General features: G+C 70.9%; 11 protein-coding genes. 7 read left to right on the top strand and 4 right to left on the bottom strand.

The window, feature by feature from the left end; translation table 11 throughout:
- Positions 1-2 precede the first annotated feature (2 nt).
- Genes Ari01nite_RS22570 through Ari01nite_RS22560 form a run of 3 tightly spaced genes read left to right on the top strand, consistent with a single transcriptional unit; the run spans position 3 to position 2,275 of the window.
- Positions 3-515: a PH domain-containing protein gene (locus tag Ari01nite_RS22570; protein WP_203783589.1), complete on the top strand. Its 513-nt coding sequence runs from the start codon at positions 3-5 to the stop codon at positions 513-515.
- Complete coding sequence (locus Ari01nite_RS22565; RefSeq protein ID WP_203783582.1) at positions 512-1,855, top strand: PH domain-containing protein; 1,344 nt, start codon at positions 512-514, stop codon at positions 1,853-1,855. The genes Ari01nite_RS22570 and Ari01nite_RS22565 overlap by 4 nt, the downstream gene beginning before the upstream one ends.
- A 9-nt stretch (positions 1,856-1,864) precedes the next feature.
- The gene (locus Ari01nite_RS22560) at positions 1,865-2,275 is read left to right on the top strand and encodes a thioesterase family protein (protein WP_203783570.1); all 411 of its coding nucleotides are present in this window, start codon (positions 1,865-1,867) and stop codon (positions 2,273-2,275) included.
- On the opposite strand, the gene Ari01nite_RS22555 is transcribed toward Ari01nite_RS22560, so the two are convergent.
- Complete coding sequence (locus tag Ari01nite_RS22555) at positions 2,247-3,185, bottom strand: carbohydrate kinase family protein (protein WP_203783569.1); 939 nt, start codon at positions 3,183-3,185, stop codon at positions 2,247-2,249. The genes Ari01nite_RS22560 and Ari01nite_RS22555 overlap by 29 nt on opposite strands.
- Before the next feature lie 105 nt (positions 3,186-3,290).
- Between Ari01nite_RS22555 and Ari01nite_RS22550 the strand changes: the two genes are divergently transcribed.
- Entirely contained in the window at positions 3,291-3,935 is a 645-nt protein-coding gene (locus Ari01nite_RS22550) for a superoxide dismutase family protein (RefSeq protein WP_203783568.1), read from the top strand.
- A 204-nt stretch (positions 3,936-4,139) separates the two neighbouring features.
- Positions 4,140-5,603 carry an aminopeptidase P family protein gene (locus Ari01nite_RS22545; protein ID WP_203783567.1) on the top strand — a complete coding sequence of 488 codons (1,464 nt, stop codon included), beginning with the start codon at positions 4,140-4,142 and terminating at the stop codon, positions 5,601-5,603.
- On the opposite strand, the gene Ari01nite_RS22540 is transcribed toward Ari01nite_RS22545, so the two are convergent.
- The 3 genes from Ari01nite_RS22540 to Ari01nite_RS22530 form a co-directional block, all read right to left on the bottom strand.
- Positions 5,600-6,052: a hypothetical protein gene (locus tag Ari01nite_RS22540; RefSeq protein ID WP_239162922.1), complete on the bottom strand. Its 453-nt coding sequence runs from the start codon at positions 6,050-6,052 to the stop codon at positions 5,600-5,602. The two genes, Ari01nite_RS22545 and Ari01nite_RS22540, sit on opposite strands and share 4 nt — an antisense overlap.
- 502 nt (positions 6,053-6,554) lie before the next feature.
- Positions 6,555-9,776, bottom strand: coding sequence for a pullulanase-type alpha-1,6-glucosidase (gene pulA, locus Ari01nite_RS22535; RefSeq protein ID WP_203783566.1), 3,222 nt, complete (start codon positions 9,774-9,776; stop codon positions 6,555-6,557).
- A 32-nt stretch (positions 9,777-9,808) separates the two neighbouring features.
- Positions 9,809-10,198, bottom strand: coding sequence for a DUF6841 family protein (locus Ari01nite_RS22530; RefSeq protein WP_203783564.1), 390 nt, complete (start codon positions 10,196-10,198; stop codon positions 9,809-9,811).
- Between the two features lie 126 nt (positions 10,199-10,324).
- Here Ari01nite_RS22530 and Ari01nite_RS22525 point away from each other — a divergent pair, with 126 nt between their 5' ends.
- Both Ari01nite_RS22525 and acnA read left to right on the top strand, forming a co-directional pair.
- Positions 10,325-12,094 (top strand): glycosyltransferase family 4 protein, encoded by a 1,770-nt coding sequence (locus Ari01nite_RS22525; RefSeq protein ID WP_203783563.1) that lies wholly within the window; start codon positions 10,325-10,327, stop codon positions 12,092-12,094.
- A 139-nt stretch (positions 12,095-12,233) separates the two neighbouring features.
- Entirely contained in the window at positions 12,234-15,011 is a 2,778-nt protein-coding gene (acnA, locus tag Ari01nite_RS22520) for an aconitate hydratase AcnA (RefSeq protein ID WP_203783561.1), read from the top strand.
- Positions 15,012-15,017: the final 6 nt, after the last annotated feature.

Genomic DNA, 15,017 nt, shown 5'->3' with positions numbered 1-15,017 from the left:
GTGTGAGCGAGCCGTCCGCTGCCGAGATCGACCCCCTGGAGCCGTGGCCCGACACCGTCGAGTGGCGCCCGGTGTCGCCCAAGCTGATCACAGTGGAGCTCATCGCCCGGGCCATCTGGGTGGCGGTTCTGCTGGCGATCCTCGGCATCGGCTGGGCGCTGCAGCCGTACTGGATGTGGCCGGCCGGGATGGCGCTGGTGGTCGCGTACGCGACCTGGCGGTCGGTGATCACCGTGCGCGCCGTGCGGGCCTGGGGTTATGCCGAACGCGACCACGACCTGCTGGTCCGGCACGGCCTGCTGGTCCGGCGGCTGTCCATCGTCCCGTACGCGCGAATGCAGTACGTGGATGTCACGGCCGGCCCGCTGGAGCGCTCGTTCGGCCTGGCCACGGTCCAGTTGCACACCGCTGCGGCGGCCAGCGACGCGCGGGTCCCCGGCCTGCCGCCCGCCGAGGCGGCCCGGCTGCGCGACCGGTTGACCGCCCTCGGCGAGGACCGGGCCGAGGGCCTGTGACCGCCGCCCCGCCCGTCCAGGACGAGCCGCGCCGCAGGCTGCACCCGCTCAGCCCGGTCCTGCACGGCGCGAAAAGCATCGCGGTGGTGGTGGCCGCGCTGTCCTGGCAGACCCTGTCCCAGGTCGGTTTCGAGAAGTTCGCCCTCGTGGTGCTCGTGCTGGCGGTCGGCGTGGTGGTGTTCTCGCTGATCGGCTGGCTCACCACCGGCTACCACGTGGTGGGCCGCGAGCTGCGCATCTCGGACGGCCTGCTCTGGCGCCGCAACCGGGCCATCCCCCTGGAACGCCTGCAGGCCGTCGAACTGCGCCGCCCGCTGCTGGCCCAGCTCACCGGCCTGGCCGAACTCCGCCTCGAGGTGGTCGGCGGCGGCAAGACCGAGGCGCCGCTGGCGTATCTGACGGTCCGGGATGCGGCCGCCCTTCGGGAAAGGCTTCTGGCGCTCGCCGGGCGTACCCCCTCGGTGTTGCCCTCGGTTTCGAATGAAGCGGAACCGGAAGTCCCGGCGCCACCCATGGAACGCCCGCTCTTCCGGGTCAGCAACCACGACCTGCTGGTGAGCCAGCTGCTCACGCCGCAGGCGATCTTCCTGCCGATCGGCCTGGCGTTCGTGATCATGCAGTTCGTGCTGGAGGCCGAGTGGACCTTCATCGGCATCGCCAGCACGTTCACGGCGATGGCCGGCGTGCTGCTGCAGCCGATCCGCCGGGTGCTGCAGGACTGGGACTTCCGGCTGGCCCGCGACCCCGAGGGCCGGCTCATGGTGCGGTACGGGCTGCTCGAGACGCGCAGCCAGGTGGTGCCGCTGCACCGGGTGCAGACGGTCACCATCACCTGGCCGCTGCTGTGGCGCCCGCGCGGCTGGATGCATCTGCGGCTGGACGTGGCCGGCTTCGCGGGCGAACCCGGCTCGGACAGCAAGCGCTCCGACCGGCTGCTCCCGGTGGGCGACTTCGCCACCGCGCGGACCCTGGTCTGGGAGGTGCTGCCCGGCACCGACCTCGCCCAGCTGGCGACCTCACCGCCGCCGGCCCGGGCCCGCTGGCTGCATCCGTTCGCGCTGCGGTACTACGGCGCGGGGTTGACGCCCGAGGTGTTCATCTCCCGGTGGGGGCTGCTGACCAGGGAGATGAGCGTGGTCCCGTACGCGCGGCTGCAGAGCGTCCGGGTGGTGCAGGGCCCGCTGCAACGGCGGCTGGGACTGGCGACGGTGTACGCGGACACCGCCGGCGGCCGGTCCGGCCAGGCCCGCGACCGTGATCTGGCCGAGGCGTGGGCGCTGGCCGAACAATTGGCGGAACGGGCTCGGCTGGCCCGTAACGCGGCGTCCGCGCGGTCTTAAGCTCAGGGGATGGAGCTTCCCGAGTTCGCACCCGGCCTGACCGCCCGGGTGGAGTTGACCGTCACCGACGCCGACACCGCCCAGGCCCTCGGCTCGGGCGACGTGCCGGTCCTCGGCACGCCGCGGGTGCTCGCGCTCGCCGAGGCCGCCACCGTCGCCGCCACGGCCCGCCAGATGCCGGGCGGGATCACCACCGTGGGCACCCGCGCCGAGGTGGAGCACCGGGCTCCCACGCCGCTCGGCCGCCGCGTCACGGCACTCGCCACGCTCGCCAAAGTGGACGGGCGCAGGCTGCTCTTCGAGGTCGTGATCCGCGACGGCGAGGACCTGGTGGCCGAGGTGCGGGTGGAGCGGGTGATCCTCGACCGTCAGCGCTTCATCGAGAAGATGTTCACAGCAGAGCGCCCCACCGAGCGGTGAGCTCGTCGTTCGTCGGCATCGCGGTCGCACCGCCCGGCCGCTCGCACACCAGCCCGGCCACCGCCAGCGCGAACCGGACATTCCGGTGCCAGCCGGCCAGGTCGGCCGGGAACCCGTCGGCCAGCAGCCGGCGGATCAGCGCGGCCATCACCGAGTCGCCGGCGCCGGTGGCGTCCACCGCGGCCACCGAGGGCGCCGGCAGCATCGAGCCGCCGTCCGCGGCCGAGACGTACGCGCCCAGGGCCCCGCAGGTCACCACGACCGCGCGGGCGCCCAGGCCGCGGATCTGATCGGCGGCCTGGTCCGGGTCGGCGCCGCCGTAGAGCACGGCCGCGTCCGCGGAGCTGAGCTTGACCAGGTCGGCGGTCGCGAAGAACTCCTCGACCAGGTCGCGCAGGGCGGTGACCGAGCCGCCGTCCGGCAGCAGGGTGGGACGCACGTTGGGGTCGAACACCCGGATCGGGCCGCGGACCCGCCAGGCCTTGCGGGCCGCGGACCGGAACGGCTCCCGCAGCAGGCTGATCGAGCCGGCGTAGAGGACCGAGGCGTCCCCGACCATCCGGTCGTCCAGGTCGTCCGATTCCAGGAGCGCGTACGACGGCGGCTCGCCGTAGAACGTGAAGGTCGGCTCGGCCCCCTCGAACGTGGTGACCGCGAGCGTGGTCGGCACCGGCACCCGGGTGGCACCACGGATCCCGACGCCGGCCTTGCGCAGGAACGCGGCCAGCCGGTCGCCGAGGACGTCGTCGCTCAGCGATCCGACGTACTGCACCTCGCCGCCCAGCCGGGTGGCACCCACCGCCACGTTGAGCGGCCCGCCACCGATCGCCTGCCGATAGATCAGTTCTCCGCCCAGGTCGGCCTCGAGCAGGTCGACCAGCGCCTCACCGAGCACCACCGCATAGCCCATAACCCGACGCCCCTTCCGCGCTCCGCTGACCCCTTCAGCCTTCCGCCCGGCACCCTTTTCGCGCCAGTACCCGCCCACTTCGCCGGTATTTGAGACAATTTGACCATGAGGATTCGTGCACTGGCGCTGGCCGCGCCCCTGGTCCTGCTCGCCGGCTGCACGAACGCGATCGAGTCCGGAGCGCCGTCCGCCCTGGTCACCAACGCGTCCGCGTGGACCATCTACCGCTCGGCGAGCCCGTCACCCACCCCCTCGGCGGAGATCCCGCCCAGCACCGTCGCGTCCGGCACGTTCCTGCCCTACCGGCCCGGCGCCCCGGCGATCACCTACGACCCCGCGGTGGTTCCGCCAGGTGCGACCGCCACGCTCACCATCACCGATCTGCCGTACGGGACGGAGGTGCGCTTGCAGGCGGGAGGCCTGATCCCGAGTCGCGCCTACGGCGCCCACCTGCACACCAAGCCGTGCACCGGAATCCCGGACGAGGCCGGCCCGCACTACCAGCACCACCAGGACCCGAAGCCGCCGTCGGTCAACCCGATCTACGCCAACCCGAAGAACGAGGTCTGGCTCGACTTCACCGCCGACGGCACCGGCGTGGGCGCCGCACTGAGCATGCACGGCTGGGATTTCCCGCCGTCGAACCCGCCCCGCGCCCTGATCCTGCACGCCGAGCAGACCCAGACCGGGCCCGGCGAGGCCGGCAAGGCAGGCTCCCGAGCCGCCTGCCTCACCCTGCCCGGCGCCTGACCCCGACCGGCCGGCCAGCTCCCCGCCCGCTCTCGGCGCCGATCTTGTCGACCTGAGGCGCTGCAGCGACCGCGAGCGGTGGTCGAGTAACCAGGATCGGTGAGAGTGCGGCGGGGCGACGCGGAAGCCGCGCGATGGGCGCGTCTGCATCTTGTCGGAGGTTGGCGGTAACGTCGGGAACCGAACCACGATCGGAGGCAGACCATGGCTGAGCAGAGCGGGACCCCCGCCAAGACGGAGTCGCACGACCCCGACTTCCCGGAGGCGTTCCTGCAGTTCATGCGTGGCGGGTGGGGCGACGAGCCGGTTGCCGTGGCGCCGCTGGCCGAGGTGCCCAACTACGCCAAGCGGCGGGCCGCGCTGTCCGAGGCGTTTTCGGGCGAGACGCTGATCATCCCCAGCGGCAACGAAAAAGTCCGGGCCAACGACACCGACTATCCGTTCCGGCCGGGGAGTGACTTCTTCTACCTGACCGGCGACCGCGACCCCGACAGCGTGCTGGTGCTGCGACCGACCGCCTCCGGGCACGACGCGATCCTCTACACGCATCAGCGCAACTCCAAGGAGACCGACGCGTTCTTCCGGAGCCGCAACGGCGAGCTGTGGGTGGGGCGCACGCACACGCTCGCCGAAAAGTCGACCGAGCTGGGCGTCGAGACGGCTCCGCTGGGACAGCTCGGGCCGGCGCTGGCCGGGTCGGCGCCGGGGCGCACCCGGGTGCTGCGCGGGCTGGACGCCAAGGTCGACCGCGCCGTCCTGGCCTACGAGCCCGACCGCGACAAGCCCCGCGACCGCGAGCTGGCATGGGTGCTCTCCGAGCTGAAACTGGTCAAGGACGAGTGGGAGATCGCCCAGCTGCAGGCCGCGATCGATGCGACCGTGTCCGGATTCGAGGACGTGGCCCGGGTGCTGCCGCCCGACCGTGGGGTCAAGGAGCGACTGCTCGAGGGCGTGTTCGGGCTGCGCGCGCGGCACGACGGCAACGACGTGGGCTACGGCTCGATCGTGGGCGCCGGTGCACACGCGACGATCCTGCACTGGGTGCGCAACACCGGCGTGACCAAGCCCGGCGAGCTGCTGCTCATGGACATGGGCGTCGAGGGCCACAACCTGTACACCGCCGACATCACCCGCACGGTGCCGGTGAGCGGCACGTTCACGCCGCTGCAACGCCAGGTCTACGACATCGTGTACGCGTCGCAGCAGGCCGGCATCGACGCGATCCGGCCCGGCGTGGCCTACCGCGACATCCACAAGACCTGCATGCGGGTGCTCGCCGAGGGCCTGCACGACCTGGGTCTACTCCCGGTGAGCGTCGACGAGGCGATGAGCGACGACAGCACGGTCTACCGGCGCTGGACGCTGCACGGCTTCGGCCACATGCTCGGCATCGACGTGCACGACTGCTCGAACGCCCGCAACGAAAACTACCGCGACGGCCAGCTGGCCGAGGGTTACGTGCTGACGGTCGAGCCCGGCCTGTACTTCCAGCCCGAAGACGAACTCGTACCGGCCGAACTACGCGGCGTCGGCGTCCGCATCGAGGACGACGTCCTGGTCACCGCCGACGGCTGCCGCAACCTGTCGGCCGGCCTGCCCCGCTCGGCCGCCGAGGTCGAGGCGTGGATGGCGTCCCAGCGAGAGGCCGGCCCCCGCCTGCCCGGCTAGCCGGGGCGATATTCGGAAACAGAGAAGCACTCCGGCTCCTCGACGTCGACGACAACAGTGACGGGGTGACCATCCTTCGCATCGAACGTGGTGGTCACCGCGCCACCGTCCTCCGAAGCGGTCTCGGCGATCTGCAGGAGCTGGCCCAGGGCCGGCACCTCGATCTCCTCGCCGTCCTCCCCACCGATCGGCCCGAGATCCACCGGCGGGTCACTGGGCGATGCGCGGATGGCGGCATCCAGCCGCTCCGACGTGACCACCACGCCGTCCCGAACGGTCGCCCGGTAGCGCGCCACCGGTGCGGCCGGGTCACAACCCCGGGTCAGGACGTAGCTGTAGGCGGCAGGCTCCACGAACGGCGGCGCCGAGGCAGCCTCCGAGGGCCCGTTCCAGGTAGGACTCGCCGGCTTCTCCGCCGGCGCGGTGCACCCCGCGCCGAGCGCCGCCACGACGATTCCGCTCAGACCAAGCCGCATCCCACGCACGCCGCGCAATGTAGCGCAGCACCGCACCCACCCAGCCCAGCGGTGGACCCACGCGCAGCCCCGACGCCCACCCGGCCGCGGGCGGCTTTGCCACTAGCGACACCTCGTCTTTCGCCATTTGATTGACGCGCAGCCGGCGAACGCCACAGCGAGCCGACACCCGCCGCCGTCTAGCGGGTGGTGGCGACGGGCAGCGATCTTGAAGAATTGGTGTTCCGGTCGAACAGAAACTCGCCCCGATCTATCGGTGGCGCGGCCTTAGGTTGTTACGTGGCTTTTGTTCCGGCCGGTGTCTCGGCGAGTGGAACGATCGTCCACCTTCCAGGACAGGCCCACAATGCGGCCAGCCGATCCCGGCATGCGGTGGCGGTGCCCGGCGGCAGGAGAAGAGGCGCGCCGTGTGTGGAGCGCGCCCGCAGCGATCGCCGCGCATAACCCACGCAAACGGACAATGGCGAAAGCCGGGCTACGCGGGGGCTACGAAGACTGCGACCGAGCGAGGTGGCACGTGCAGGCGGCCGTTGTCGGCGGTGGCTGATCGGAGGAGTGGGTCGGCCTTCAGGTCGGGGTGCAGCCGGAAGGGGGTGGCGGGCGCGCCGATCGTCTGGGTGGTGGCGTGCTCGGTGGCGTTGAAGACGACCGCGAAGTGTTGCCAGCGCTTGTCTATGCCGGTGGCGTCGAGGCACATCACGATCACGCCGGGGGATTCGTGGGGGCCGCCCAGGGGGAACGCGACGCGGCGCTGGACCTCTTCGGTGGTGGGGAGGCCGAAGACGGGGGACGCGCGGCGGATGCGGAGTAGTTCGCGGTAGCGCTCGGCGGTCTGGTCGATCAATGCGGGTGTGGGCACCAGGGCCGGGTCGGCCAGCAGCGGGCGGGCCCACGGCCACTTGTCCTCGTTGTCGGGGGCGGGTGGCAGGCCGACGCCGAAGCCGTTGCCCTCGGCCGGGTCCCAGCGGATCTGGTTGAACCAGTCGCCCGAGTCGAACGAGTTGCGGTCGAGGGACTTGGAGCGCAGGCGTTCGCTGCCCAGGGCGATGAAACCGGTGCCCTGGCTCAGGACGACCAGGGCCAGGGCCAGGATCTGCATGCGTGCGCGGTCGGCGGGGGTGGTGGACTGCGGAAGCTTGAAGGCCAGTGCGTCGTACAGGATCTCGTTGTCGTGGGCGTCGACGTAGTTGACCGTCTCGCCGGGCGCGTGGGCGTAGCCGCTCGGGCCGCCGTGGTAGTGGATCTCGCTGCCGCTGCGTTCGTCGCCGATGTGGGTGACGAAGCGGTAGGCCGCCAGGCCGCCGGCCAGGCCCACCTTGATGTGGTCGTGGACCGTGAGCGGGGTGGCCGCACCCAGGCCGCTGGCGAAGCCCTGGATCGTCGGGTCGCCGAACGAACTGCCGCCGCGGGCCGCGTCGCGCAGCCGGTCGTTGAACGTGCCGATCCCCGTACCGGCCATGTTGGTCTGGGTGGCCTGGGTGAACCGGGCGTCGTCGGCCACCTCGCCGAAGTTCCACCCCTCGCCGTAGAGGCAGATGTCGCGGCCCTCGGGCGAGAGCCGGTCGAGGGCGGCCCGGACCTCGAGGATGTTGGCCCGCGGGTGGTGCCCCATCAGGTCGAACCGGAAGCCGTCGATCTTGTAGTCCCGGGCCCAGGTGAGCACCGAGTCGATCACCAGCTTGCTCATCATCATGTGCTCGGGTGCCGTGTTGGCGCAGCAGGTGGACCGGGCCGTGGTGCCGTCGGCGAGCAGGCGGTGGTAGTAACCGGGCACGATCCGGTCGAGCACGCTGTGCCGGTCGAGGCCGTCCTCCACGGCGTGGTTGTAGACCACATCCATGACCACCCGCAGCCCGGCCTCGTTGAGGGCCGCCACCATCCGGCGGAACTCCAGGATGCGGGACGCCCCGGACGGGTCGAGCGCGAAACTGCCCTCGGGCACCGTGTAGTGCAGCGGGTCGTAACCCCAGTTGAACCCGTCCCGGTCCGCGATCTCGCGTACGGCCTCCTGCTGTTGCGTGGAATCGGGCGGCAGCGTGGCCAGGTCGCACGCCGGAACGGCCTGGTCGGCACGGCGGTCGGGCACGGTGGCGAAGTCGAACGCGGGCAGCAGGTGCAGGTGGGTGAGCCCGGCGTCGGCGAGCGACCGCAGGTGGCGCATGCTGGCCGCCTCGGGCCGGGTGAAGGCCGCGTAGGTGCCCCGCTCGGCCGGCAGCAGCGAGGTGTCGCGGATCGAGAACTCGCGGATCGACACCTCGGCGATCTGCATGCGGGCCGGTGCCACCGGCGGCGGCTTGGCCAGCGTGTCCCAGCCGGCCGGGGCAAGCCGGGGGTCGGCCAGGTCGGCCAGCAGACCGTGCGTGGAGTCGACCCCGACGGCGGACGCATACGGATCCGTGACGCTGCTGGTGACGACGCGCTGGGCGTGCGGGTGCCACACCTCGACCCGGTACCGGTAGTACCGGCCCAGCCAGGCGCGCTTGCCGGTCACCGACCAGACGCCGGTGACCGCGTCGCGCTCCATCGGCAGCAACTGTGCCCGCTCGCCGGGTGCCTTGCTGAGCTCGAGCCGGACCGTGCGGGCCGTCGGCGCCCACACCGACAGCCGCGGCCCACCCTCGGCGAACACCGGCCCGAGTTCGGCGTCGGCGGCCTCGGCATAGAGGTCGTCGAGCACGCCGGCCAGCTGCACCCCGGTCAGGACCGTGATCTGCCCGGCCTCGTCGAACCCGGCCACCAGCAGCTGACCGCGCAGCAGGTCACCGAGCGCCGCGTCGCCCAACTCGCGCACCGACAGCGCCCGATAGTCGCGCAGGTGCGGGAAGCGGCGGCCCTGCGCCTGGAACAGGCCGCCGGGGCGCGGGATGAGCGGCACCGTGGTGTGCTCGCCGGTGAGCAGGTTGCCCTCCCGGACCACTCCGCCGTCCGGCGCCGCGACCAGCGCGAACGAGACCGTGCGGCGGGCCACCGGCTCGGGCAGGGCGATCGTGGTGCGGTCGACGAAGACCGCGAGCGCCCGGACCGGGTCGAGCTCGGGCCCCAGGGTGCCCAGGTCGGGGCGGACCGGCGCCACCGTGCCGGCCAGCAGCCAGACCTCGCGTGCCGCGGTCAGGTCGAGTCGCTGGTCGTCGGGCAGGTCTTTGTGGTCGCCGTGGTGCAGCACGTAGCGCAGGCCGATGGCGTCGGGCCGGACCGGCACCCGGAAGACGGCCCCGAACTCGTCGAACCCGGCGGGCGCGAGGGGCCGGCGCCAGTCGGGGCGGGTCAGCGTGCCCTCCCAGGCGTGCAGTCCCCAGCCGTCGTAATCGCCGTACGGGCGCCGGTAGTGGATCACGGCGAAGCCGGGCTCGGTGGACGCGGCCGAGGGCGGAGCGGTGTAGATCTCCGGGTCGCCCGGGCGGAGCCAGATCTCGGGGGTCTCGGTGGGGTCGACGTAGCGGTCGTCGGCCACGTCCTTGACGCCGTCACGGTCGACCAGCAGGAAACCCACCTTGCGGGCGCCCGGGGTGAGCCGCACCCAGGCGAACCGGCCGTCGGGGTCCTCGCCCGCGAACGGCATGCCGCCCGGATAGCCGTCGCCCTGGCCGGGCTCGACGTCACCCCAGGCGTGCACCGCCCAGGATCGGTAGGCCCCGTCGGGACGGGCGTAGTGCACGATCAGCCAGTGGACGGGCGGTGCGGCGATCTCCAGAGTCACCGGCTGATGGTCGCACCTGGGTACGACGGTTTTCAGTCCGTCGCGATTACCGTCGTGATTCGCGGCCCGCCGGCGTCCGATCGCAGCACGTACCGGTACCGGTCACCGGTCAGCGCGTTCCCGGACGCGTCCAGGTACTCCCACTCGACGGCCACGATGGTCAGCGCCGGCGACAACTGCTGCACGTCGAGCAGTTGCGCGTGCGCCGCCACGATCTGCTGCTCCCGGTAGGCCGGCGCGGCGCCCAGGAAGGACAGCGCCACCGCTGCGGGTGACGCAAATGTGAAGCTGTACGAGTCGGCCACGACCATTCCCGGCAGGGCGTAGCACCCGGCGACCGCCGCGACGTCTCCGGTGGTCAGGGCCGCGCCGTAGCGATCGAAGAACTCGGTCAGGTCGGCAAGAGAGGTGGATGCCTGCACGGTCCGCGGAGTGCCCTGGAGGACAGCGGGGTAAACACCGGTGGCCGGTTCCGGCTAACCTGGCGGGCCTCAGCCCTGTAGCGAACCGGGAAGGCTCCGCGAATCGGCATGAAGGTGCTTTTCCTCTTGAACGATGCGTTCGGCGTCGGCGGCACCATCAAGACGACGTTCAACCTGGGCGCCGCGCTGGCCGCCCGCGGACACGACATCGAGGTGCTCAGCACGGTCCGGCGGCGCGACGTGCCGCAGATGGCGGTCGACCCGGCGATCCGGATCATGTCGCTGACCGAGAGCCGGCCGGCCCATCCGGAGTACGACCAGGACGCGTCCGGCCGCGGCAAACCGGCCCGGGTCTATCCGAGATCCGACTTCCGCTCCTCCGACTACGACCGCTACGTCGAGGAACGCTATCGCCGTTACCTGCGCGGCACCGAGGCCGACGTGGTGATCGCCACCCGGCCCGGCCTGATCGCGTACGTGTCCCGCTTCGCGCCCCGGCACCTGGTCCGGATCGGTCAGGAGCACCTGGTCCGCGATCAGCACCGCAAGGCGCTGCGCGAGCTGATGCCGCGGCACATCAGGGAGCTGGACGCGTTCGTCACGGTGTCCGCCCGCGACGCCGAGGACTACCGGCAGCACCTGCGCCTGCGCCGCACCCGCCTGCTGCACATCCCGAACGGCATCCCGGCACCCGGCATCCCGCCGTCGCACGGCCGGGCCAAACTCGTGGTGGCGGCCGGCCGGCTCGTCGCCAGCAAGCGTTACGACGTACTCATCAAGGCTTTTGAAAAGGTCGTCGCCGAACGCCCGGACTGGCAGCTGCGCATCTACGGCGACGGCAAGGAGGCCCCCGCACTCCGCAAGCTGGTGCTCGAGCTGGGACTGCACAACCACGTCCGGATGCCGGGCCGCTACACGCCGATCGAGCCGGAGTGGGCCAAGGGCGCGATCGCCGCGGTGGCCTCCGACCGGGAGCCGTTCGGGATGACGCTGGTCGAGGCGATGCGCTGCGGTGTGCCGGTGGTCAGCACGGACGCGCCGCACGGACCGGGCGAGATCCTCAAGCACGGCGAGGACGGCCTGCTCACGCCGGTCGGCGACCCGGACGCGATGGGCGACGCGCTGCTCCAGCTGATCAACGACGACGAGCTGCGCCGCCGGATGGCGACGGCCGCGCTGGCCAACTCGGAGCGGTACGACCCGGCCCCCATCGCGGAGCAGTACGAGACCCTATTTCATGAATTATCGGACAAGCGCAAGCCCTGGCTTCGCCGAAAGCCGCTCTCCGCTCTGGGCCCCACGCGATCGGTGACCCAGCCGACGCTGGACTGGGACGGCACCACACCGCTGCCCGCCGACGTCGAATGGCATCACGTCAAGCCAGGACATTTCCTATTAAAGAGGGACAAGAACCCCCTGCTCGCCGGTAACCGGGACACCCGCCACCTGCTTGACGGCCCGATCGGCCAGCGCATCCAACTCCCCTACCGCACGCCGACCGGCGAACTCGGCGTCAAGGTCTGGGACCAACCCGTGTACGCCGAGGTCGGCGACGTCGACGCGGACACCGACGGTATCCACCTGACCGGACACCTGCACGGCGCCCACTACGACAATCCGGTGCTTGAGGCACGGCACGACGACATTGTCCGGGAACTCCCGGTGACCACCGACGGCCCCGCCTTCCGGGTCACGATCCCCGGCCTGGCACCCGGCACGTGGAGTCTCTGGCTCCGGTACGCGACCACCGCCGACCCGGTTCGCCTGGGCAGATTCCGCGACGACATCGTCGACAAGCGGGTCGCGTTCCTGTTTCCGTCGGCCGCCACGGGTGACGTAAAGCTCCAACCCGGGTACACGGAGAGCAACGAATTCGAGATCCGCGCGACACCCTGACCCGGCTTGCGCGGGCTTACAAGACGGACGTACGGTTTTACGGAAGACGTGAACCGAGAGTTAGGTCTACCTAACTCCGGAGGCATCCGTACCGGTGCGGAAGACTTGAGTTCCATTCGCTGGGTGTGAAGGAGATGACGTGGCCAGCCTCGACACCTTTGGTGCGAAGAGCGAGCTGCGCGTCGCAGACGCGAGCTACGAGATATTCACGATCGACAAGGTCGAGGGGCACGACCGCCTGCCCTACTCCTTGAAGATCCTGCTGGAGAATTTGCTCCGCGCGGAGGACGGCGCCAACATCACCGCCGACCACATCCGCGCCCTCGGCCGATGGGACGAGACCGCCGACCCCAGCATCGAGATCCAGTTCACCCCGGCCCGGGTCCTGATGCAGGACTTCACCGGCGTGCCCTGCGTGGTCGACCTGGCCACCATGCGCGAGGCGGTCAAGGAGCTGGGCGGCGACCCCACCAAGGTCAACCCGCTGGCGCCGGCCGAGCTGGTCATCGACCACTCGGTGATCGCCGACCTGTTCGGCCGCGAGGACGCCTTCGCCCGCAACGTCGAGCTCGAATACCAGCGCAACCGCGAGCGCTACCAGTTCCTGCGCTGGGGCCAGACCGCGTTCAACGAGTTCAAGGTCGTCCCGCCCGGCACCGGCATCGTGCACCAGGTCAACATCGAATACCTGGCCCGGACGATCATGGAACGCAACGGCCAGGCATACCCGGACACCGTCGTCGGCACCGACTCGCACACCACCATGGTCAACGGCCTGGGCGTGCTGGGCTGGGGCGTGGGCGGCATCGAGGCCGAAGCCGCCATGCTGGGCCAGCCGGTCAGCATGCTGATCCCGCGGGTGGTCGGCTTCAAGCTGTCCGGCGAGATGCCGGCCGGCACCACCGCCACCGACCTGGTGCTCACGATCACCGAGATGCTCCGCGAGCACGGCGTGGTCAGCAAGTTCGTCGAGTTCTACGGTCCCGGCGTGAGCGCGGTTCCGCTGGCCAACCGGGCCACCATCGGCAACATGTCGCCGGAGTACGGCTCGACCGTGGCGATCTTCCCGATCGACGACGAGACCATCAAATACCTCAAGCTCACCGGCCGCAGCGAGCAGCAGGTGGCGCTGGTCGAGGCGTATGCGAAGCGCCAGGGCCTCTGGCTCGACCCGGACGCCGAGCCGTCGTTCTCGGAGCGGCTCGAGCTCGACCTGTCGACGATCGTCCCGTCGCTGGCCGGCCCGAAGCGCCCGCAGGACCGGGTCCCGCTGAACGCCGCCAAGCCGATGTTCCGCGACGCGCTGACCAACTATGTGGACGTGACCGGGCATGCGGACGAGGCCAGTGAGGAGTCGTTCCCGGCGTCCGACGCACCGGCCAACGGCATCGAGGATGAAGCGGACAAACCTCATAAACCGCTGCAAAGCGCGGCCCGCGGCGCCAACGGCCGCCCCTCCAAGCCCACCCGGGTGACGGCCGAGGACGGCACCGAGTTCGAGCTCGACCACGGCGCCGTCGTCATCGCCGCCATCACGTCCTGCACCAACACGTCCAACCCGCAGGTCATGATCGGTGCGGCCCTGCTGGCCCGCAACGCCGTCGAGCGCGGCCTGACCCGCAAGCCCTGGGTCAAGACCACCCTGGCGCCCGGCTCCAAGGTCGTCATGGACTACTACGACCGGGCCGGCCTCACGCCGTACCTCGACAAGCTCGGCTTCAACCTGGTCGGCTACGGCTGCACCACCTGCATCGGCAACTCCGGCCCGCTGCCCGAGGCGATCTCCGCGGCGATCAACGAGCACGACCTCACCGCGGTCAGCGTGCTGTCCGGAAACCGGAACTTCGAGGGCCGGATCAACCCCGACGTCAAGATGAACTACCTGGCGTCGCCGCCGCTGGTGGTCGCGTACGCGCTGGCCGGCACCATGGACCTGGACATCACGTCGGAGCCGCTCGGCACCGGCTCGGACGGCCAGCCGGTCTACCTCAACGACATCTGGCCGAGCGCCAAGGAGATCGACGACGTCATCGCGGTGGCCATCGGCGCGACCGGCTTCAGCACCGCGTACCAGGACGTCTTCGCCGGCGACGAGAAGTGGCAGTCGCTGCCCACGCCCGAGGGCAAGACCTTCGAGTGGTCCGAGGAGTCGACCTACGTCCGCAAGCCCCCGTACTTCGAGGGCATGGCCGCCGAGCCGACCGCGGTCGGCGACATCTCCGGCGCTCGCGTGCTGGCCAAGCTGGGCGACTCGGTCACCACCGACCACATCTCCCCGGCCAGCTCGATCAAGCCGGACTCCCCGGCCGGCAAATACCTGGCCGAGCACGGCGTCCCGCGCCACGAGTTCAACAGCTACGGCTCCCGCCGCGGCAACCACGAGGTCATGATCCGCGGCACGTTCGCCAACATCCGGCTGCGCAACCAGCTGGTGCCCGGCGTCGAGGGCGGCTTCACGGTCAACCATCTGACCGGCGACCAGTCGACGATCTACGACGCCTCGGTGGCCTACCAGGAGGCCGGCATCCCGCTGGTCATCCTGGCCGGCAAGGAGTATGGCTCCGGCTCGTCCCGCGACTGGGCCGCGAAGGGCACCATGCTGCTCGGCGTCCGCGCCGTCATCGCCGAGAGCTACGAGCGCATCCACCGCTCCAACCTGATCGGCATGGGCGTGCTCCCGCTCCAGTTCCCGCCCAAGACCAACGCCGACTCGCTCGAGCTCACCGGCACCGAGACCTTCACGATCACCGGCGTGACGGCTCTCAACGACGGCGAGGTCCCGAGCACCGTCAAGGTCCGCACGGACACCGGCATCGAGTTCGACGCCGACGTGCGCATCGACACCCCCGGCGAGGCCGACTACTACCGGCACGGCGGCATCCTGCAGTACGTCCTGCGCAAGATGCTGAACAGCTGATCCACC

Origin of the sequence: Paractinoplanes rishiriensis (genome assembly GCF_016862375.1) — a bacterium.
GTDB classification, from domain to species: Bacteria; Actinomycetota; Actinomycetes; order Mycobacteriales; family Micromonosporaceae; genus Actinoplanes; species Actinoplanes rishiriensis.
The sequence above is the reverse complement of the archived record's forward strand: the minus strand, read 5'-3'. Positions and strand labels throughout refer to the sequence as shown.